Genomic DNA, 20387 nt, shown 5'->3' with positions numbered 1-20387 from the left:
ATTCGGAGGTGCTATGGAGATCAAGGTAACGGAACAGGACGGTATCGTCATCGTGGAGCTCGCAGGCCGCATGGACGCCACGACGACCCCGGAATTTGAAAGTGCGACCCGCTCCCTGCTGGCCGAAGGGAAAAAATGCCTGCTCATCGACATGGCACGGCTGGAATACATCAGTTCCGCCGGCCTGCGCGGCATCCTGGTGCTGGTGAAGGCGCTCAAGGCCTGTAGCGGCAAGCTGGCCTTCTGTTCCCTGCAACCCATGGCTGCGGAAGTTTTTCGCATCTCCGGCTTCAATGCCATGCTGACGGTGCGTGACAGCCGTGAGGATGCCCTGTCGGCCCTGGCCGGTTGATACAGGGCAAGGAGGTAGCCCGTGCCCCAAATCATCCTTCCCGCCCATATCGACAGCTGCCTGCCGGCCATGGACTTCCTGCGCTCGCATCTTGCCGAAAGCCATGCCGGGATCCTTGGTTTTGTGGAACTGGCAGTGGAAGAGCTGCTGGTCAATGTGGCTACCTACGCCTATGCGGGCACCTGCCCGCCGCACGATGGAAAAGACAGCCACTGGGGGCAGCTGGAACTGGGTTTCCGCCGGGTGAGCATGGACGGTGTTCCTTCCCTTTGCGTCTGGATACGCGACTGGGGCAAATGCTTTGATCCCTTCGTGGAAAGTCCCAGCCCGGACACGTCGCTGGAAGCGGAGGACCGTCCCGTCGGAGGGCTGGGGGTGCATCTGGTCAAAAACGTGTCCGCCCATCACTGCTACAGCGGTGAAGACGGCACCAACACCATCGAGCTCTATTTCAAACTTGAAAACGTCGAGAACTGACACGCAGCATGGATACTTGCCGCGTCTGGCCGGTCTGCTGCTCTGCGCCGTGCTGGCCGCCGGCTGCGGCAGCCGGCATGCGGCGACACCGCACGCCGTGCAGCCGGGCCCACCGCCGGAAGCTGTCATGCTGCCCGGTACGGGGATCCTTTCCCATGAGTGCCAGGAGCAGGAGGCCCCGCCCCGTGTGGTGCGTCTGGCCTCTCTGTCCCGTCCTCGTGCGCCGGGCGATGCCCGCACGGAACAGGCGACAGCCCTTGCCGCGTCCGCCGGGGCCACAGGACGAGGACAGGCTGCTGCCGCTGTCGCTGTGCCGCCGCCGGGCGATCAGGCTTCGTCCGCGTCCCGTCGCCGCATCCCCGACGATATCGCGGCTCCCGCACCCGAAGAATGGCGTCAGCTGGCCTGTGAGGCCCAGGAGATATTCGGCCTGGACGCCGGCCTGGTCCTGGCCGTCATCAGGGCCGAATCCTCGTTCGATCACACGGCCGTTTCTTCGGCCGGAGCCGAAGGGGCCATGCAGATCATGCCCCGCACCCAGGAAGACCTGGGCCTCATCGATCCCTTCGATCCCCGCGCCAACGTCTATGCCGGTTCCCAGTATCTCATGAAGCAGTTGCAGCGCTTCGGCTCCATCGAGCTGGCGCTGGCCGCCTACAATGCCGGTCCCCAGAGCGTGGAATACTATGGGGGCATCCCGCCCTTTCCCGAGACACGGGAATTCGTGCGCCGTGTCCTGGCCTACTGGGCGCAGGAATCACGGCCGGGAGCTGTCCGGTCCTCGTGAAGCCGCCCCTGTCCCGGTTTGCGGATCGCCGGCCCTGTCAGCCGGAGCTGAAGCCGTCCGGGCAGGGTATGCCGTGCCGCAGCGGCTCCCGCCTCCGTCCGGGCGGCCCCGACGGCAGGTCGCCTTGTCACCTGGTGTGTCAACACTATCCGCAGCTTGTTTGGGGGAGGGAAAGCCCTCATCTCCGCTGCCGATGCCCGTAGCTTCCTGCGCCGCAACGGGCACGGCCTGCGGCCGCCATCCGGTCGCGCGTTGCTGTCGATGCCCGTAGCTTCCTTCGTCGCGGGCACGGCCTGCGGCCGCCATCCGGTCGCGCGTTGCTGTCGATGCCCGTAGCTTCCTGCGTCGCAACGGGCACGGCCTGCGGCCGCCATCCGGTCGCTGCCCGGGTGAGAGAGGTTTCTCTTCCACAAGCTCCCCTCCTTTCTCCAGCGTACTTTGTCAGATGAGCGCGGGAGCATGCGGCAAGCATTTTTCGCCGGGCATGCGCAAGTGATGCTCTCTATTTATTTGAAATAAAGTATAAAATTTGTGTCAGCCAGCCCTGGTGGTAAAAGGGGGCCGGCGGCGTGGAGGTATGTATCCTCCGGCATCCTTCCATGTCCGTTTTCACCTCGCCGCGTGACGGCGGCCGCTCCGTGGCGAAAGGCCGCCTGTAACAGTGCGCTTTCCCGGCTTTCGGGCCCGTAACGCCATGTTCCCGTACCTGCCGGATATTTTCCTCTCCGCCTGTCTCTATATGTGGGCCTGCCCGTCAACGAGAGGCAGGGCCAGCGGGTTGTCTTGCCAGACAGACGCCTTGCCGGAAAGCAGCAAGGATATCCGTGAGCTGCGCGTTCCTTGCGCAAGATGCATAGCAGCGGGGCCACAGGGACGACAGCCGTAGCGGCACAGGCTGTCCGTAGCGTGCGCGCTCTGCGCGAAATCGGTGCGCATGAGGATGCGCGGTTCATGTGCAGATCAGCAAGTGGATCTTGTTGGGATACTTTTGAACGATGTGATTTTTCAGGATCTACATGTACTGGTAGGAAATTGAAGATGGCCGGGAAGCCCCACTGATACCGGAACATGACTGTTGCATGAAGTAAGTAATGGGATATCTTGGCAGTATCAGCATATTTTTCTGAATAAGTTTGTAATAAGCCTATAAGCTGTATCTGGTTTTTATATATCATCTATACATGTATAACATATTTTGATCGTCCGGCGTATGAGAACCTATTGATAAAGATATATAGTTGTATCGAGAAAGAAATTATATATCGTATCACTTTTTGTAAAGAAGAAGACGGTTCTACGGGTTATGTCAGTGTCTTTCATGAAAGTGTATATGATCAAATGAGATGGATGACAACATCGAAGAGAAAAGATATACAAGATCAATGGATATTTCCTTGAAAAATAATAAAAACTGCGCTAATCTGTCTGGATTAAAGAGAAAAGGAGAAAAGTGTGAAAAAATTTTTGGCGGTGCTCATCTTTTTCCTGCTGGTTCCTTGTCAGGCCATGGCATTTGATTTTTATGGCTGGTGGCAATCGCAAAATACGCCTTCAGTGCTGATGCGCATTACCGAGAAAAAAATTTTTGGATTTGATTATACTGTAAAATCTAAAACAGACAGAAGAGTTGAGATATTGGTGGATAATTCTGATATCCCATGCTATATAGATAAATGCGATGAGAATGTCATCATGCTGACGAATGCTCTTGGTGAAAAAGAAGTTTATAAATTCGTTACAGAAAAGACGAATCTTAATGCAAAAGAAGTGAAGGACATGTTCGATTTGCAATAAAAATATATTTTGTTGCATACGCAATCAAAGGGAGAGACGTTCGCCGCTTCGTCCTGTCAGTATCGCGGCCCCGTCGAAACAGACGGCCGGGGCATTCCAATCCTTGGTAAACAAGGCTCACGGGCTGCCCCGTACACGAGGATACCTGCGCGGTGGTTGCCAGGGACAGGGCCTGTGCGCAGGCAATGCTTCTGCGATGGGCAGGAAGGAGTTCTGCCGGCGCTGGTAATGAAGGGGCGGACAGAATTGCCGTCCTCACGAGATGCTGGAGAATGGGACGGTGCGCTGCGCTTGGGCGTGATCACGATATTTGACTAGGGGAATGATGATGCTGTCCATGGGGACCAGGGTCGCCACTGTGACGTAATATCACGAAGCATATGGATTTTGGGTGCAGAAGCCCCGAAAACACAACGCGCGAACGTGCATCATTGATGCACGTTCGCGCGTTGTGTACATGGAACACCCAAGCGGAGCTTCAAAAAAGCTTAGCACGTTGCGTATGCTCTAAAAACTCCTTTTGATTTGCCGACATATGACTGCGGTCTGGCAACTGCAGTAATGGAGCAAATCAAAATAAGGTCACCAGGGGCGACATCAAGACGTTAGCTTATGCGAACTGGAACTGTAAATGGCATATTGGTTTGGCTCCTGATATAGGCAGTAGGTAAGTAGGTACTCCATGGAAAAACGTTCCTTGGGGGAAATCTTACGCAGACTGTGTGGATGGAAGGGATCAGATAGAATCTCGGCCGGATGCTGCCCCGACCCTATCTGATTTGCCAAAAGAAAACGGTCTGCCGTCAGGCAGACCGTCAGATCAGGCGGGAAAGCACGGGGCTGATGGCTTTCCGCCGCTGTTTTTCCGGGCGCGCCGCCCGGCCTATTTGTCGGCGAACAATTCCCTGGCCTTTTCCGCGAAGCGGCGGCCGAAGATCTCAAAATCGGCCTTGCATTCCTCATAGTGGTTGCCCACGGCGTCCAGGGCCACAGGGCCCAGATGGATATAGGGCTTGCCGTGTGCGGCCCCTCCGGAATAGACCAGCATCCCCTTGACCAGCATGTGGGGCAGGATGGTCATGATGGCCACATCGGCACCGCCCTGGGCATAGTGGGCGGTGGCGAACACGCCCCCCAGCTTACCGGCCAGAGCGATGCCGTGCGAATCCTCATCGAACCACTTTTTCATCTGCCAGCAGGTATTGGCCAGATAGGTGGGCGTGCCGAAGATGACCCCGGCGCACTGCTCGATATAGGCGGCATCCAGCGCTTCCTCCACGGAAAAGATGCGCGCCTCGCCGCCTGCGGCTTCCAGACCACGGGCGATGATCCCGGCCATCTCACGGGTATGGCCGGTCTTGCTGTAGTAGATGATGGCGAATTTCATGATGCAAAGCTCCTTGGGCAAGTCCGGCCGCAGGGCAGACCGCCTGCCCGGTTAGATCTGGCCCAGCATGCGCGGCACGAAGGTCGACAGCTGGGGGAAGATGATGATGACGACCAGCGCCAGCAGGGAGGCCAGTATCAGCGGCAGGGCCGCCTTGCTGATGCGTTCCATGCTGATGCCGCTGATATTGGCGCCCACATACAGGTTCACGGCCACAGGCGGCGTGACCTGGCCCACGGCCAGGTTGACGGTCATCATGATGCCGAACCACACCGGGTCCCAGTTGAAGTGGGCCATGATGGGCAGCATGAAGGGCAGAAAAACGTAGTAGATGGAAATGGCGTCCAGCAGCATGCCCGCCAGCAGCAGGATGATGTTGATCATCAGGAGGACGATCCACTGATTGTCCGAGACTGCCAGAAGCACGGCAGAGCCTTTTTCCACCAGTCCCACGGTGGAGGCCACCCAGGAGAACAGGCCCGCACAGGTCACGACCAGCATGACGACCGCCGTGGCCTTGATGCTGGCCGCGAAGATCTCGCCCAGGATGCGCAGGCTGTCGATGGTACGGTAGATGAACACGCCCACGAACAAACCGTAGAAAACGGCCACAGCCGCGGCTTCCGTGGGGGTGAACACACCGCCGTAGATACCGCCGAGGATGACCACCGGGGTCATGATGCCCCAGAAGGCTTCCCTGAGGGCCGTGCCCACGCTCTTGCCGCTGGCCTGCCCCCTGTAGCCCCGTTTGCGGGAAATGATGAGCACGGCGGCCATGATGAACAGGGCCACCACGATGCCCGGGACGAAACCGGCGGCAAAGAGGGCGGGCACCGACACATCGGCCACGCTGCCGTAGACGATGAAGGCGATGCTGGGGGGGATGACGATGGCCAGGCCGGAGGTGACGGAAACCGTGGCCGCGGCAAAGGCCTTGTCATAGCCGGCCTTGGCCATGCCGGGGATCAGTATCAGGCCCAGGGCCGCCACGGTGGCCGGCCCCGAACCGCTGACGGCGCCCCAGAAGGTGGCCACGGCCACGGTGGCCAGCGCCAGGCCGCCGGTCATGGAGCCCACCAGGGCCTCCATCAGGGCGACGATGCGCGCGGCGATGCCGGAGCGCTCCATGATGTAGCCTGCCAGGATGAAGAAGGGGATGGCCAGCAGGGGGAATTTGGCGATACCGGCAAAGAAGTTGTACGAGAGCATGCTGAAGCCGAGGTCCCATTGCCAGACGACCACCAGGGCGGAAAAGCCCAGGGCCAGGGCGATGGGCACGCGCAGGACCAGCGGGATGATGAACAGGATCAGCAGCCAGAAAGCCGGATCGTGCAGCAGGGATACGCTTTCCACACGGGCCTCCTAGTAGCTGCCGCCGCGCAGGTCGGCGCAGGCGCGTTGCAGCATGCGAAAAATGGTCAGGATGGAGAACAGCGGCGTGGCGATGGTGTACCACCAGACGGGGATGGCCAGCGATTCGGAAATGACCTCCAGCTCGAATTCGTCCCGCACTTCCAGCCAGCCGGTCCAGGCCAGGGCGCCGAAAAAGGCCAGGCACAGCGCCACGGACAGCAGGTAGCAGCCAAAGCGCAAGGACTTGGGCAGGGCATCATACAGGATGCTCATGCCCAGATGGCTGCCTTCACGGAACGAGCGGGCCGAACCCAGCAAGACGATCCAGACAAAGAAGTTGATGGTCAGCTCCTCTGTCCAGGCAAAAGAAAACGGCGTGCAGTAGCGCACGACCACATTGACGAAGGCGATGGTCACCATCACCGCCAGCAGCAGCGCCCCCAGCATCTCTTCCAGGCGCGTATCCAGAAAACGCAGCATCGAATCCATCCGGTGGTTAGACGGGGAGGGCCGGCCCTCCCCGCACAACAAAAACTGAAATCAGAGCTATCCGTCGCCAGGGGCCTCCCCTAGCGGACAGAGGCCATGTCCTCCTCGGCGGCCTTGACCAGACCGGCGCCGATCTTGGCGGTCCAATCCTTGCGCACGCCTTCGGTGGCCTTGGCCAGGGCAGCGATCTCTTCCTTGCTCAGGCGGGACACCGTCATGCCGTTGGCTTCCATGACCGCGTAGGGATCCGTGGCTTCCGGCAGCTTGCCGATGCTCTTGAGATAGGCCAGGGCGGAACCGTCATCCATGCCCAGCCGGGACAGGGCCTTGCCGTACTTTTCGGTCTCCACGGCGCATTCCAGCAGCAGCTTCTGGTCTTCAGGGCTGAAGGACTTCCAGACGCGGGGGTTCACGCTCAGCATCAGAGGGTCGATGATGTAGTGCCAGTCGCAGTGGAACTTGTGGTAATCCCAGATCTTGAGCGGGATATTGATGCCGTTGGTGGGGTTTTCCTGCCCGTCGACCACGCCCTGCTGGAAACCGGTGGTGGCCTCGCTCCAGTTCATGTTCACGGGGTTGGCGCCCAGCGCGCGGAAGGTCTCGATGAAGATGGGGCTGCCCACCACGCGAATCTTCAGGCCGCGCAGGTCCTCAGCCTTGGTGATGGGGCCCTTGGACGTCGTCAGTTCGCGAAAGCCGTTCTCGGTCCAGCCGAGGATCTTGACGCCCTTCTTTTCCACGGCTTCGGTCATCATCTTGCCGGATTTGCCGGCCAGGATGGCGTCCATGGCCTTGTAGCGGTCAGGCTCCACCGCCAGGAGGAAGGGCAGGGCGGGCAGGTTCAGTTCCTTGATCTGGGGCGACCAGTTGATGGTGGACGCCAGGGCAAAGTCGATGGCGCCGTTGCGCAGCAGCAGGAATTCGGAGGTCTGCTTGCCGGCCAGCAGCTGGCTGGAGTGGTAGACCTTGATATTGATGCGCCCCTGGCTGCGTTCGCGCACCAGGTCGGCGAAGAAGGTCCCGGTCAGGCCCCAGCCGGACGTGGCGCCGGGTACGACGCTCAGTTTGTATTCGCTTTTGTACGGGGCCGCCGTGGCCGGCAGCGCCAGCAGACAGGCACACAGGGCCAGGACGACCCAGCGATAACAACCTTTCATAGAACATCCTCCTCAGGATAAAACGTCCTGCAGTGGCGTCTGGCCGCAGGTCCCCACGACATGCGGCAACGCCTCACAAAAGCGGCAGGACGACATACAGCACAGGCAAGATGATGATCAGGGCCAGGGTGGAGAATATCCACAGGGCATTGGCCAGATCGACATCGAGTCGGAACAGCACCGGCGGGACCAGGGCCGTCATGGCCACAGGCATGCAGGAAAGGACGGTCACGACCCGGAGCGGCAGCCCCCCGTCGATGCCGCCCAGCCCGGCCAGCCCGGCCAGCGGCACCAGCAGGGCCGGGACGCCGATGAACTTGACGGCAGCCAGGGCCGCGGCTTCGCGCGTGTAGCAGGAGATGCGCGAGGGCCGCAGCCCGAGGCCGATGGCAAAGAGGAACAGGACCGTTGCCAGCAGCATGGCCGCCGAGGCCAGCGGGCCCAGGGAGGCAGGCCGGGGAACATCCAGCACGTTCAGGACAAGACCCAGGCCCAGAGCCGTCAGGATGAGCAGCAGCACGGGGTCCGGCCGGAAGGAACGAAAGTGGAATCCCCCCTGGCCGCCGCCCAGGTGCCGCGCCACGGGAAAGGCGATGCCGAAATAGAACATCTCTTCACAGAGCCTGAACAGGGCCACGATGGCGATGGCTTTTTCGCCGAAAAAAAGTACGGAGACCAGAGCGCCCACAGCGCCGAGGTTGGAAAAAGTGCCGCAGCAGTAGAAACTGCCGGTGCGGGAAGGCTCCAGCCGCAGTCGCCGGGCCGCCTGCAGGGAAAGGAAACCGCCCCAGATCCAGGCGGTGATGCCCAGCAGCGGGAGCGTCAGCAGGCGGGGATCCGGCGCGGGCAGGCCCCACAGGGACAGCATGGCGGAGCAGGGGATCAGGCAGAACACGGCGAGCGACTGCATGCGCCGTCGGACAGTCTCCATCCTGGGGCGGGGGATGCGCAGCAGGCGCTGTGCGGCATAGCCCGCAGCAAGGCTGATGAAGATAAGGCAGAGGGAAAGGAGCAACCTGTCCATAACGATGCAGTCCGGTTCCGGTATCGGCTGGCGTGCCGCGTGGCGCAAGGCATTGCCGATGCCGATACCCATGCCATGCTAGGCCCAGGTGCCGGTCTTGTCAAAGTCTATCTGCAGGCTGGCCTTTCCTGTCTGCCGGCAGGGCGGAGGAGGGCCGGATGCGGGGCGAAAGCCCCACTTTGGTGATCGCCGTGCGGCGGCATGCTCCCGGATGCCCTTGCCGGGACCACCGTGTCGGCAGTGGCGGCCCGGACAGCCGGGCATCGGGATGTGGGGAGGCAATGTCCCTTCAGCTGGCGCGCGCGGGAGAGGCCGATACGGCAGGGGACGGCAGACGGGGATGGGGAAGGACGCCAGCCCGCGCGGGCCGGGCCTGCGTCCCGGCAAAGCGGGACGGCGGGAGCCGGGGACGGGGCGCGTCCGGCCCCGGGGCGTCGGGGTCAGGAGAGGCGGTGGGGACGGCGCAGGCGGGCCCAGACGCTGCTGAGCGCGAACCACAGGCAGGCCACCAGGATCATGGTGGCGCCGCTGGCCGTGGAAAGCCACTCCTGCGCCGAGAGCAGCAGGCCGGCCACGCCGGAGCTGACGGCCACGACCTGGGCCCACCAGAACATGCCGCCTGCGGTCTGGGCGAAATTGCGGCCCGCCGCTGCCGGGACGATGAGCATGGCCGTGACCAGCAGGACGCCTACCGTCCAGACGCAGAACATGACGACCAGGGCCAGCAGGCCGGAAAAGGCATACTGCCACAGGCAGACCCTGATACCGTGGACCCGTGCCATGACGGGGTTGAGGGCGATGTAGAGCAGGCGGTTGTAGCCGATGATCTGGAACAGCAGCATGGCGAGGAAGAGGACGGCGAGGCAGAGGATCTCGCCCTGGCTCACGGTCAGCACGTCGCCGTAGAGGAATTGCTGCATGGTGCGGGCCATGCCCGGCTGGCGGCTGACGACGGCCAGACCGAAGGCCACGACGGCGGAAAAGACGATGCCGATGACCGTATCGGACGACAGGGCGCTGCCCCGGCGTACGGCCATGACCGCCAGCCCCACCAGCACGCCGAAGACAGGCATGGACCAGTGCGGGTCCACGGCCAGCAGCAGCCCCAGGGCCACGCCGGCAAAGGCCGAATGGCCGATGGCGTCGGAAAAGAAAGCCATGCGGAAGGAGATGACCTCCACCCCCAGGGCGGCCGTCATGGGCATGAGCAGCAGGACGGCCAGCAAGGCCTGCTGCATGAAGCCCAGTTTCAGGCAGTCCAGCGGCAGCAGGGAAAAAAGATGGCAGACGGCTGCAAGATCAGGCATGGCGCTGCCCCCTGTCCTCCCTGCCCGCAGGCGCCATGCGCAGGGCATGACACAGGGCGCCGCACTTGTTGCAGGCGGCTTCGGGATGTTCGCACTGGTTGGGATAGAGATGGATGGGGACGCCAAACAGTTTCATCAGGATGGCCGCCGTCAGGGTCGTCTGGGGCGGGCCCTGGGCGATGACTTTTTTGTTCAGGCCGATGACATGGTCGGCATAGTGGGCCGCCAGCGGCAAATTGTGCGTCACCATCAGCTGGGTGAAGCCCTGCTGGCGTCGGGCGCTGTCGAGGACATCCCAGAAAAGCCGCTCGCCCTGGAAATCGACCCCCGCCGCCGGTTCGTCCAGCAGCAGGATGTCCGGCTCGCGGGACAGGGCCGCGGCCAGCAGGACACGACGCAGTTCCCCGCCCGAAAGATCGCTCATGCGGCGGCGGATCAGATGCTCCGCATGCACGGGGGACAGGGCCGCGCGGGCGCGCCGGGAGGCGCTGCCCTTGATGCCGAGCCACAGGGGACGGCGCTGATGCCCCAGGGAGAGGAATTCGGCCACGGTCAGGGGCAGGGCGCTGTCCATCTGCAGGTTCTGCGGCACATAGGCCAGACGGGGCCTCCCGCCGCCGGGAGTCCGCATGCGGATGTCCCCGGTATAGGCGATCTCGTCGATGATGCAGTGCAGCAGGGTACTTTTCCCGGCGCCGTTGGGACCCACCAGCACGGTGCTGCTGCCCTGGGGAACCGTGGTCGAGATATCCTGCAGGATATGGAGATCGCCCCGGCGGACGTCCACATGGACGATGTCGATGGCTGCTGCGGCGTTAGTGGGCAAGGGCATTTTCAAGGATCTGGCAGTTGTGGCGCATCTGCTGTGCAAAATAGTCCGGCGGTGTGTTTTCCGGTCCGGAGGCCAGGGATTCCAGCTGGATGACGGGGACGCCGGTCTCGGCGGCCAGGGTCTCCAGCGGCCGGGGCGAGAACTGGGGTTCGCCTATCAGCAGCACAGGGCGGGCCTTCTGGATGTGTGTGATGCATTCCAGCAACCGGGCGGCGGAGGGGGCCTGCTCCTCGTTTTCCTGCAGGACGTCCATGACGGACAGTCCGGCGGAACGCATCATGTAGGCCAGGGAGTCATGCTGCAGCAGGACGCAGGCGCCGGGATGGGCCGTCCCCAGGGCCGCGAGCCGCTGTTCGACGTCCAGCAGCGTCTTTTGCAGGGTCGCCGCCCGCTCGCCTATGGTCCCGGCCTGTTCCGGGCAGGCCTGGACCAGGGCCGCGGCCATGGTCCCGACCATGCGGGAGGCCGCCGCCGGAGAAGTGAAGATATGGGGATTGTAGCTTTCGTGACGGGTATGCCCCGCCGCCTCGTGATCCTCATCGCCGGCCAGCAGGGCGATGCCCTGGCTGCAGTCCACCTTGCGGGCCTCCGTCTGGGCCAGCACCGGGGCAAAGGCCTTTTCCAGGCCCAGGCCATTGAGCAGGATCATGTCAGCGGCCGCGACCTTGGCCAGATCGGCCGGGGTAGGGGCATAGTCATGCGGGCAGCCGGTCGTTGCCGGGACCAGCAGGTCGAGATGCACATCGTCCAGTCCGGCGACCAGCGGCCGGGCCAGTTGCCAGACGGGATAGGTCGTGGCCAGGACATGGACGGGGCGTGCCGCCGCGTGCAGGGACAGGGGCAGGGCGAAAAAGAGCAGGGCCAGGGCCAGAAGGCCCACAGTCACATGGAAGCTGTGGCGGAGGGAAGGGTGTCGTGTCATGTATGATCCGAAAATGATTTTCAAAAATTTTAGGGAAGACCGTACCACCTGTCAAGAATGCGGACTTGCCAGCCTTTTCGCCGGGCATTATGCTGGCAGGAAGACGTCTTGGCAAGGCCTTTCGTGGCCGGCATCCTGCGGGAGGAATCGTGGAGCAGATCGCTGGGGTCGTTTTGGCGGGAGGGCTCTCCCGCCGCATGGGCCGGGACAAAAGCCTGCTGCGCCTGCGGGGCCTGTCTGGTCCCACACTGCTGGAACAGGGCCTGTCCGTATTGCGGCCGCTCTGCGCACCGGTCTGGGTCTCCTGTCGTGCGGGCCAGAGCTGTGCTGGGCAGAGCTGTGTGCATGACATCCTGCCGGTCTCCGGTCCCATTTGCGGCGTGCATGCGGCCCTGATGCGGGCCCGCTCCGAAGGCATCCCGGCGGTGCTGGCTCTGTCGTGCGACATGCCGTTCATGCGGACGGACGTGCTGCGGCGACTGGCGGCAGCCTTTGCGGCCGCGCCGCGGCAGGCCCTGATGACGGCCTTCATGGCCCCCAACGGCTGGACGGAATCCCTGGCGGCCATTTATCGGGTGGAGGCGGCGCCCTTTCTGGAAGCGGCCGCAGCACAGGGACGATTGAAGATGCGCGAGGCCGTCCCCCTGTCCCTGCAGCATTTTGTGCGCTACGGCGAAGCGGATGCGGCCTTTTTTTTCAATGTCAACACACCGCAGGAGTTCCGTCAGGCCAGCCTGCGGGCCGCCGGCAGGGCTCCTGGAGCGGACCGCGATAAATTCGTCGGGATCCCTGACCGGGCTTGAATCCGCAGCTTGCTTGCGATATTATGCACAATATCCTGCAGAGCAGATTCCCCGCCGCCCGCCAGGGGGGAGCTCCACTGTCTTCTGCTGATTTCCCGGGTGAGGCACAGCATGTTTTTAAGCAAATTTTTCAAGCGCATCACAGGTCGTGACAAGGGCAGCTCCGGCGCGGACGCCAGCCCCGAGCATACCTTTGCAGTCCGGCATCATCGCTTCAAACTCTTCCTGACGGCCTGGAACAAATTCCAGGAAAACATGACCTCACTGGAATACACCCTGTGCTGCGATCATCCTTTTGGCCTGCATCGGGTGCAGGCCCTCTGCACGAGCGTGGCGACACAGGTCTATCAGTGCATCCAGCATCTGGAACGCCTCAACCCGTCCCAGTGCAAGGCCCTGTACGAACGCTTCGGCCATCTGCAGACCGCTGTGGCCAGCGAGGTCTATCCCCGCCTCCAGTTGCTGGAAGGTCCATACATCCTTTCCCTGGAGGAGGCGGGCGACGATGCCGGCAGCGGTCTTGCCGACAGATCCACGGTCCGGCTCGGCGAGCTGCGGCGGCGCTGCCCCGAGGTGGTCCCCGAAGGTTTCGTGGTGACGGCCGCCGGCTGCATGAGCCTTTTTGCCGGCACGGAGATGCTGGAGGAGATGGACCGCCGCATCCAGGCTGCCGGGGGCTATGTGCCCGAGACGCTGCAGGAGCTTTCGGAAAGTCTGGGCGAGCTGACGGAAAGCACGCCCTTGCCCGACAGGCTGGTGATGGAGTTCTGTGCCGCACTGGAGCAGCTGCGCCAGAAGTGCCCGGGCAGGATGCGACTGCTGTTCAAGGGGCGTCTGTGGCCCTGTACCGATGAAGGGGAGCAGCATTCGGAGTCGGATCCCGGGCTGCTGGTCTGGGGGCCTACCGTCTCCCTGCACGCGCCGGATATGGAGATCCTGGCGGCGTTGCACAAGACGCTGGCCCGCAAGCAGCAGGCCCAGGCCCTCGTCTATCGTCGGGCCCGCGGCCTGATGGAAGCCAATGCGCGCCTGTGCATCACCTGCCTTGCCGTGGAGGAGGGCAGCTTCGGCGGCACGGCCCACACGGCCAATCCCATCGACCTCAAGGGTGGCAACGTCCACATCTATTTCTGTAACGGCCTGCCGCAGGATATGGAATATTCCCTGGTGCCCGTCGACGTGATGCACGTTTCCCGCACGCCGCCCTACAAGGTCAGCGCCCGGTGCATGCATGATGCCGAAGACGGCAGCGCCTTTTCGGATCAGGCAGCGGCCGAGGTGGCCGCGCTGGCCATGGAGCTGGAACGTCGGTCGGGCTGTCCCCAGTCCATGGTCTGGTTGCGTACGCCTTCGGGGCAGACGCAGGTCGTCATGGCCAGGGCCATGGTCATCAAGGCCCGGACCCAGGAAGAGCGGGACGGCGAGGCCGAATCCAGCGCGGACGACAATCTGCCCGCGCCCCTGCTGGCCGGCGGCGTCACCACCAGCCGCGGCCGCGCCTGCGGACCGGTGGTCGTCGCCCGCTCCTGGGCGGACGTGCTGGATTTCCCCGACGGCGGCATCCTGGTGGTGCAGCGTGACCTCTACCAGTGGGCTTCCCTGGTGGACCGCGCCGGGGCCATCATCGCCGAGGACGGTCTGCTCGGGTCGCGCCTGTTCTCCCTGGCGCGCGAGTTCGGCATCCCGGCCATGTTCGGTCTGGCCGGAGCCACGGAAAAACTGGCCACGGGCGAGAAGGTCACCGTCTGTACGGAAATGGGCTGTGTCTTCAGCGGCCAGCTGGACGAGCTCATGGCCCAGGCCCATCCTCCCCGCGACTATCTGCCCGGCAGCCCCGTCTACCGGGTATTGCAGCATGCCGCGGAACATATCCTGCCCCTGACCATCGACGTGGACAGTGTGGATTTCAAGGCGGCCAACTGCCAGACCTATCATGACATCGCCCGCTATTGCCATGAAAAGGCCGTCAGCGCCATGTTCACCCTGGGATCGGACAAGCAGTATGCCGCCCAGCGCATCAAGCAGCTGCGCGACCAGGTGCTCAAACAGTTCTGGGTCGTCAATCTCAATGACGGCTTCGGCAAGGTGCAGCCCGGACCGGTCATCGATGTGGAGGACATCACCTCCGTCCCCTTGCAGGCCATCTGGCGCGGCATGAACGCCTATCCCTGGCAGGGGCCGCCGCCTGTGGACGGCAAGGGTTTCCTGTCCGTGCTCTTCGAGGCCACGGCCAATCCCAATCTGGACCCGGCGGCCCAGACGGCCTATTTTACGGAAAAGAACTATTTTATGGTGTCCCGTGACTATTGCAGTCTGCATTCCCGGTTCGGCTTCCATTTCGTTTCCGTCGAGGCCCGGCTGGGCGACCGCACGCCGGAGAATTATGTGGCCTTCCAGTTGCGCGGCGGGGCTGCCAATATCGAGCGCCGCATCCTGCGGGTACGCTTTGTGGCCGATCTGCTGTGGGAGTTCGGCCTGACGCCCGTGGTGCGCAATGATGCCGTCACCGCAAGACTGGAAGGCATGGATATGGAAGAAGGCCAGTGCCTGCTGGCCGTGGCCGGCTACCTGACCATCCATACCCGCCAGCTGGACATGATCATGCAGGACAGCGCCAAGGTGGCGGCGACCCGCAAGACCATGCTGAACCATTGCCGTATCCTGCTGACTGGTGGAGACCTGTCCCAGCAGATTTCAGCCAAGGAGGAGTAGATGTCTTCCACCCGGGAATACAGGCGCATCTTTCGCCGCCTGTTCGTTACACATCTGGGGCTTGCCCTTTTGCCGCTGGTGGCCTTGGGGATTTTCAGCATAGACCGCATCAACGCCATCTATGATGAAAAGATCTCCGCCGGTATCGAAGCCGTCTGCAGCAGTAAACATCGGGCGCTGGACACCTTCCTGCACGAGCGTGTTTCCCAGATCAAAACACTTGCCTTTACGCACGACCTTGCCGAATTGCGGGATCCCGACCGCCTGAGCCGCTTCTTCACCGTCATGCAGCAGAGCGGGCGCTCCTTCGTGGACCTGGGCATCATCGGCATGGACGGCCGCCACATCTCCTATGTGGGGCCCTTCGATCTGCGCGATGCCAATTATGCCAACGCTCCCTGGTTCGCGGAGGTGCTGCGCAAAGGGGTCTTTGTCAGCGACGTGTTCATGGGCTTCCGCAATGTGCCGCATTTCATCATCGCGGTCCTGCGCCATGAGGGGGGCGAAAGTTTCATCATGCGCGCCACCATCGACATGGAAGCCATCAACAGCCTGTTGCAGCGCGTCTACTCCGGGGAACGCAGCGACGCCTTCCTGATCAATGAACACGGCGTGCTGCAGACGGATTCCCGTGATTACGGCCATATCATGGAGCAGTTCGATGTCAGCCTGCCCAATGTGCTGCGCCAGGGCATCGCCCTGGTGCCCCTGCCGGCCCGACAGGGGGATTCCGGCAGCAAGGAGCCCCTGGCTGCCGTGATGCATCTGGATTCCATGCCATGGCTCCTGGTGATCGTGGACGACGTGCGGGAAAGCCTGGCCCCGCTGCATCGCCTGCGGATGTACATCCTGCTGTTCATGGCGCTGGGCGCCGTGCTGGTCACGGTCGGCGCCTTCCTGGGCACCCGCTACATCGTCTCCTGTCTGGCCGCTGCCGACAGGAAGCAGGCCCACATCGACGCCCGCATGCTGCAGTCCAGCAAGATGGCGGCCCTGGGCAAGATGGCGGCCGGTGTGGCGCATGAGGTCAACAACCCCCTGATGCTCATCCAGGAGAATGCCGGCTGGATCCGGGACCTGCTGCAGGACGAGAATCCCAAGAACATGGTCAACTACGAAGAGATCATGGAAAGCACGGACAAGATCGAGCAGCATGTGCAGCGCGCCAAGGGCATCACGCAGCGCATGCTGGGCTTTGGCCGGCGCATGAATCCCGGCCGTTCGGAGATCATGGTCAATGTCCTGGTGGATCAGGCGACGGAATTCCTCAAGACAGAGGCTCGCGGCCGCAATATCACCATCGAAAAGGAATTCTCCCCCGATGTGCCGGTCATCCTTTCTGACTCGGCCCAGCTGGAGCAGGTCTTCATCAATATCATCGACAATGCCATCGATGCCATAGGCAAGAACGGCTCCATCTCCGTGCGCACAGAGCCCTGGGAAACGGGGGCGCGCATCTACTTCAAGGATACGGGGCCCGGCATGGACGAAGAGACCATGCAGCGCATTTTCGATCCTTTCTTCACCACGAAGGCAGTGGGCGAGGGTACAGGGCTTGGCCTGGCCATCTGCTTTACGATTCTGGGAAAGCTTGGTGGCCGTATCGAGGTCAGCAGTACCGTGGGGAAGGGCACGACCTTCTGTATCAGTCTGCCCGCGGAACCGCCGAGCCAACCTCTTGAAACCAGCGAAGACGCCTAGGAGAATGCCATGCATGCACTCTTTGTTGATGATGAAGTGGAATTCCTGCAGCTGATGGAAAAACGTCTGTCCCGCCGCGGCATGACCATCGTGACCGCTCCTGACGGCCAGAGCGCGCTGGATATCGTCACCGAGGCCCTGAAACAGCCCGAGACCATGTTCCAGGTGGTGGTCATGGACGTGCGCATGCCCGGTATGGACGGCCTGGAGACCCTGCGCCACATGAAGAAGATCGCGCCTAAACTGCCGGTGCTGCTGCTGACGGGGCATGCCTCCCTGGGCGTGGCGGTACAGGGGATGGATCTGGGGGCCTATGATTACATGCTGAAACCGGTGGCCATCAATGAGCTGATCATAAAGATGGAGGAGGCGGTTCGCGCCGCTGCATGATATGTCCATACTTGCACGATTGCGACAGTTGCTGGGCGGGCAGAAAGAGCTGAGCCCCGAGGATCTGGCGCGCGAGGAAGAGCTGAAAAAACAGCTCCGTGAGCGTTGCGCCCGTTTCCGTCGCTTATTGTCTTCCAACAAGAACGCGCTCGAGATCATGAGCGAGGTGGAAGAAGCTCTGGCCGGTACGCATCCCTTCGGCATGAGCTATGTGCGGGGTGCCGGGACAAGGGCGGCCACGGCCGTCTACCAGATGGTGCGCGAGCTGAATGCGCTTTCCGACAATCAGTACGAGAGCCTGCAGACGGCCTTCAATAAGGTCAGCGGCCGCATCACGGAAGTGCTGGGGCGCAAGAGCCTGGTCACGGAAGGGCCGCTGCTGCTGCCCTTGACGGACATCAGGCTGGGCGACATGCCGCAGGTCGGTGGCAAGATGGCCAACCTAGGCGAAGTGGCCGCCAATGTGGGCCTGGCCGTGCCGGACGGCTTTGCCGTGACGGTCAACGCCTATCATGCCTTCATGGAATACAACGGTCTGCGGGATGAGATCTCCCGGCGTATCCAGAGTGCGGACATGGACAGCATGGACGACCTGTTCAGCCTGTCGGCCGCCTTGCAGCAGTGCATCCTCAATGCACCTCTGCCGCCGGACTTGGAGCAGGCCATCGAGGAGGCCGTGGCCGCCATGGTGGAACGCCGTGGCAGCGATCTGCGGCTGGCCTTGCGCAGCAGCGCCGTGGGCGAGGATGCCCTGGGGGTGACCTTTGCCGGTCAGTACCGCTCGGAGCTCAACATCCTGCCCGAAGAAGCCTGCGAGGTCTGGAAGGAGATCGTAGCCAGCAAATACGCTGTGACGGCCATGAGTTACCGTTTCCAGCGCGGTATCCCGGACGAGGCGGCGCCCATGAGCGTGGGGGTCCTCAGCATGGTGCAGGCCCTGGCCGGCGGGGTGGCCTACAGTCGCGATCCCGTGGCCAGCCGTCAGGGGCGGGGGCAGGTGACGCTCAACGCCGTCCCCGGTCTGCCCCAGGCCGTGGTGGACGGGGCCGTCACTCCCGACGTCTTTGCCTTCAGTCGTCAGAATCCGCCGGAACTGCTGGAAAAGCATATCGCCCACAAGGCCTTCCGTCTGGATTGCGCGCCCGAGGCGGCGCAGGGCGTCAGCCGTTCCGATCTGGAAGACGAGGCCGCCAGCCGCCCCAGCCTGACGGATGAGCAGGCCCGGGAGCTGGCCCAGGTGGCGTTGGCTCTGGAAGAATTCTACAATGAACCGCAGGACGTGGAATGGGCACTGGAACCCTATGAGGGCAATACCCGCATCGTTGTCCTGCAAAGTCGCCCTTTGTTTGAAAGCGTGCCTGATCAGGCCGGGGAAGATCCTGCCGCCGCTGAAGAAGTGGCCCTGGACGATCTGCCTGTCCTGGCGCGGGGCGGCATGGCCGTCAGCTCCGGCGTGGCTGTGGGACCGGTTTTCGTGGCCCGCAAGGATGCGGACATGCTGTCTTTCCCTCGTGGCGGTATCCTGGTCATCGAGCGGGCCCAGCCCCGTTGGGCCACGCTGCTGTCACGCGCGGCGGGCCTCATCAGCGAGACGGGCGGCATGGCCGGGCATCTGGCTTCCGTAGCCCGGGAATACAAGCTCCCGGCCCTGTTCAGTCTGAAGGATGCCGGGAAGCTGCTGGAGGATGCCGGCGAGGTCACCTTGCTGGCCGATCAGGGGCTCGTCCTGTCCGGTGCGCATCCTGAGCTGATCCCGGCCGGGACGACACCACCCAATCTCATGGCGGGCAGTCCTGTCTATCAGCGACTCAAGGAGCTAGCCGCCCTGATGACGCCCCTGCATCTTCTGGACCCGGAATCGCCGGACTTTTCTCCGGCGCACTGCACGAGCCTGCATGACATCACCCGCTTCTGCCATGAAAAAGCGGTGGGGCTGATGTTCGATGGCGAGGCGGCCCTCAACCGGAATATGGGCAAACAGCTCAAGGTGGGCGTCAAGCTGCAGTACTGGGTCATCGACATGGATGACGGCTTCAAGCGGGGCATCAGCGGGCCCCTGGTGGAGCTGGGCGACATCGCCTGCAAGCCCATGCTTGCCCTGTGGAACGGCATGGTGGCCGTCCCCTGGGCGGGACCGCCGGCGACCAGCGCCTCGGGCTTCATGAGCGTGGTTTTTGAAAGCACCATGAATCGCGAGCTGGAAAGCACGGCGCCTACGGCCATGGCCGACAAGAACTTCTTTATCATCGCCTCGCGCTACATGATCCTGCAGGCCCGGTACGGCTATCATTTCTGCACGGTGGAATGTCTCGCGGGCGACAACGAGCATGAAAACTTCGTCAGCTTCCAGTTCAAGGGCGGCGCGGCCGATGTCAGCCGGCGCATCCTCCGGGCTAGGATGCTGGCCGATCTTCTGGAGGCGCACGGCTTCCGCGTGGACATCAAAAACGACTCCATGTTTGCCGTGGCAGAAGCCTACAATGCCGAGGAGACACTGCGGCGGACGCGCCTGATCGGCTATCTGCTGATCCACAGCCGCCAGGTGGACATGATCATGAAGGATACTGTCCGGGCGACGGCTCTCAAGGAAAAGCTGGCCGGAGATATGGCGGCCTTGATGGCAAAACCGCTGCAGTTCAACTGAGGCCATGTTGACAGGGGCACGGCGTTATATTAGATAACTACCTGTCTTTTTTGCAAAGAGACATATCTGCGGGCAGTTAGCTCAGCTGGTTGAGCACCGCCCTTACAAGGCGGGGGCCACAGGTTCAAGTCCTGTACTGCCCACCAAGGAAATCAATGGGATATGTGCAAAAATATCCCCTAAGCATGAAAGCGATTCAGCCCTGTGTGCTAAATCGTGTGCTAAATCGCTTTTTTATTGCCGGCCGGGAAGGGGA

Annotated in this window: 17 protein-coding genes and 1 tRNA gene; 10 read left to right on the top strand and 8 right to left on the bottom strand. The window is 62.4% G+C overall.

Features of this window, described 5'->3' with window-relative positions; translation table 11 throughout:
• Positions 1-13 precede the first annotated feature (13 nt).
• The 4 genes from Q1X76_RS02365 (at position 14) to Q1X76_RS02350 (ending at position 3410) form a co-directional block, all read left to right on the top strand.
• Complete coding sequence (locus Q1X76_RS02365; RefSeq protein ID WP_300717852.1) at positions 14-352, top strand: STAS domain-containing protein; 339 nt, start codon at positions 14-16, stop codon at positions 350-352.
• 21 nt (positions 353-373) lie between these two features.
• On the top strand, positions 374-829 hold the full coding sequence (locus Q1X76_RS02360; RefSeq protein ID WP_300717851.1) for an ATP-binding protein: 456 nt from the start codon (positions 374-376) through the stop codon (positions 827-829).
• Positions 830-845: 16 nt separating this feature from the next.
• Positions 846-1616 (top strand): lytic transglycosylase domain-containing protein, encoded by a 771-nt coding sequence (locus Q1X76_RS02355; protein ID WP_300717849.1) that lies wholly within the window; start codon positions 846-848, stop codon positions 1614-1616.
• Between the two features lie 1452 nt (positions 1617-3068).
• Positions 3069-3410 (top strand): hypothetical protein, encoded by a 342-nt coding sequence (locus Q1X76_RS02350; RefSeq protein ID WP_300717848.1) that lies wholly within the window; start codon positions 3069-3071, stop codon positions 3408-3410.
• A gap of 883 nt (positions 3411-4293) precedes the next feature.
• Here the strand turns inward: Q1X76_RS02350 and Q1X76_RS02345 are convergent.
• From Q1X76_RS02345 to Q1X76_RS02310, 8 genes are all read right to left on the bottom strand, one after another.
• Positions 4294-4797 carry a flavodoxin family protein gene (locus tag Q1X76_RS02345; protein ID WP_300717846.1) on the bottom strand — a complete coding sequence of 168 codons (504 nt, stop codon included), beginning with the start codon at positions 4795-4797 and terminating at the stop codon, positions 4294-4296.
• A gap of 51 nt (positions 4798-4848) precedes the next feature.
• Positions 4849-6150 (bottom strand): TRAP transporter large permease, encoded by a 1302-nt coding sequence (locus Q1X76_RS02340; RefSeq protein ID WP_300717844.1) that lies wholly within the window; start codon positions 6148-6150, stop codon positions 4849-4851.
• A gap of 9 nt (positions 6151-6159) precedes the next feature.
• On the bottom strand, positions 6160-6630 hold the full coding sequence (locus tag Q1X76_RS02335; RefSeq protein ID WP_300717842.1) for a TRAP transporter small permease: 471 nt from the start codon (positions 6628-6630) through the stop codon (positions 6160-6162).
• An 89-nt stretch (positions 6631-6719) separates the two neighbouring features.
• The gene (gene dctP, locus Q1X76_RS02330; RefSeq protein WP_300717841.1) at positions 6720-7796 is read right to left on the bottom strand and encodes a TRAP transporter substrate-binding protein DctP; all 1077 of its coding nucleotides are present in this window, start codon (positions 7794-7796) and stop codon (positions 6720-6722) included.
• A gap of 73 nt (positions 7797-7869) precedes the next feature.
• Positions 7870-8892: a hypothetical protein gene (locus Q1X76_RS02325; protein WP_300717839.1), complete on the bottom strand. Its 1023-nt coding sequence runs from the start codon at positions 8890-8892 to the stop codon at positions 7870-7872.
• 368 nt (positions 8893-9260) lie between these two features.
• Positions 9261-10127, bottom strand: coding sequence for a metal ABC transporter permease (locus tag Q1X76_RS02320; RefSeq protein ID WP_300717837.1), 867 nt, complete (start codon positions 10125-10127; stop codon positions 9261-9263).
• Complete coding sequence (locus Q1X76_RS02315) at positions 10120-10959, bottom strand: metal ABC transporter ATP-binding protein (RefSeq protein WP_300717835.1); 840 nt, start codon at positions 10957-10959, stop codon at positions 10120-10122. The genes Q1X76_RS02320 and Q1X76_RS02315 overlap by 8 nt, the downstream gene beginning before the upstream one ends.
• A complete protein-coding gene (locus Q1X76_RS02310; RefSeq protein ID WP_300717833.1) occupies positions 10943-11881 on the bottom strand; it encodes a metal ABC transporter substrate-binding protein in 939 nt (312 codons plus the stop codon). The genes Q1X76_RS02315 and Q1X76_RS02310 overlap by 17 nt, the downstream gene beginning before the upstream one ends.
• 149 nt (positions 11882-12030) lie before the next feature.
• Here Q1X76_RS02310 and Q1X76_RS02305 point away from each other — a divergent pair, with 149 nt between their 5' ends.
• From Q1X76_RS02305 to Q1X76_RS02280, 6 genes are all read left to right on the top strand, one after another.
• A complete protein-coding gene (locus Q1X76_RS02305; protein WP_300717832.1) occupies positions 12031-12684 on the top strand; it encodes a molybdenum cofactor guanylyltransferase in 654 nt (217 codons plus the stop codon).
• Between the two features lie 111 nt (positions 12685-12795).
• The gene (locus tag Q1X76_RS02300; protein ID WP_300717830.1) at positions 12796-15396 is read left to right on the top strand and encodes a PEP-utilizing enzyme; all 2601 of its coding nucleotides are present in this window, start codon (positions 12796-12798) and stop codon (positions 15394-15396) included.
• Positions 15397-17097 carry an ATP-binding protein gene (locus tag Q1X76_RS02295; protein ID WP_300717828.1) on the top strand — a complete coding sequence of 567 codons (1701 nt, stop codon included), beginning with the start codon at positions 15397-15399 and terminating at the stop codon, positions 17095-17097.
• A gap of 9 nt (positions 17098-17106) precedes the next feature.
• Positions 17107-17487, top strand: a complete 381-nt coding sequence (locus Q1X76_RS02290; RefSeq protein ID WP_300717826.1) for a response regulator — start codon at positions 17107-17109, stop codon at positions 17485-17487.
• A gap of 1 nt (position 17488) precedes the next feature.
• Entirely contained in the window at positions 17489-20131 is a 2643-nt protein-coding gene (locus Q1X76_RS02285) for a PEP/pyruvate-binding domain-containing protein (RefSeq protein WP_300717824.1), read from the top strand.
• Between the two features lie 70 nt (positions 20132-20201).
• Positions 20202-20277 (top strand) — tRNA-Val (locus Q1X76_RS02280).
• The last annotated feature ends 110 nt before the right edge of the window (positions 20278-20387 follow it).

Origin of the sequence: uncultured Desulfovibrio sp. (genome assembly GCF_949282365.1) — a bacterium.
Taxonomy (GTDB): domain Bacteria; phylum Desulfobacterota; class Desulfovibrionia; order Desulfovibrionales; family Desulfovibrionaceae; genus Desulfovibrio.
The sequence above is the reverse complement of the archived record's forward strand: the minus strand, read 5'-3'. Positions and strand labels throughout refer to the sequence as shown.

Coding starts and splice junctions, on each gene's coding strand:
- Q1X76_RS02365 (WP_300717852.1), top strand. CDS start 14: ATGGAGATCAAGGTAACGGAACAGGACGGTATCGTCATCGTGGAGCTC.
- Q1X76_RS02345 (WP_300717846.1), bottom strand. CDS start 4,797: ATGAAATTCGCCATCATCTACTACAGCAAGACCGGCCATACCCGTGAG.
- Q1X76_RS02335 (WP_300717842.1), bottom strand. CDS start 6,630: ATGCTGCGTTTTCTGGATACGCGCCTGGAAGAGATGCTGGGGGCGCTG.
- dctP (WP_300717841.1), bottom strand. CDS start 7,796: ATGAAAGGTTGTTATCGCTGGGTCGTCCTGGCCCTGTGTGCCTGTCTG.
- Q1X76_RS02325 (WP_300717839.1), bottom strand. CDS start 8,892: ATGGGTATCGGCATCGGCAATGCCTTGCGCCACGCGGCACGCCAGCCG.
- Q1X76_RS02320 (WP_300717837.1), bottom strand. CDS start 10,127: ATGCCTGATCTTGCAGCCGTCTGCCATCTTTTTTCCCTGCTGCCGCTG.
- Q1X76_RS02315 (WP_300717835.1), bottom strand. CDS start 10,959: ATGCCCTTGCCCACTAACGCCGCAGCAGCCATCGACATCGTCCATGTG.
- Q1X76_RS02310 (WP_300717833.1), bottom strand. CDS start 11,881: ATGACACGACACCCTTCCCTCCGCCACAGCTTCCATGTGACTGTGGGC.
- Q1X76_RS02300 (WP_300717830.1), top strand. CDS start 12,796: ATGTTTTTAAGCAAATTTTTCAAGCGCATCACAGGTCGTGACAAGGGC.
- Q1X76_RS02295 (WP_300717828.1), top strand. CDS start 15,397: ATGTCTTCCACCCGGGAATACAGGCGCATCTTTCGCCGCCTGTTCGTT.
- Q1X76_RS02290 (WP_300717826.1), top strand. CDS start 17,107: ATGCATGCACTCTTTGTTGATGATGAAGTGGAATTCCTGCAGCTGATG.
- Q1X76_RS02285 (WP_300717824.1), top strand. CDS start 17,489: ATGTCCATACTTGCACGATTGCGACAGTTGCTGGGCGGGCAGAAAGAG.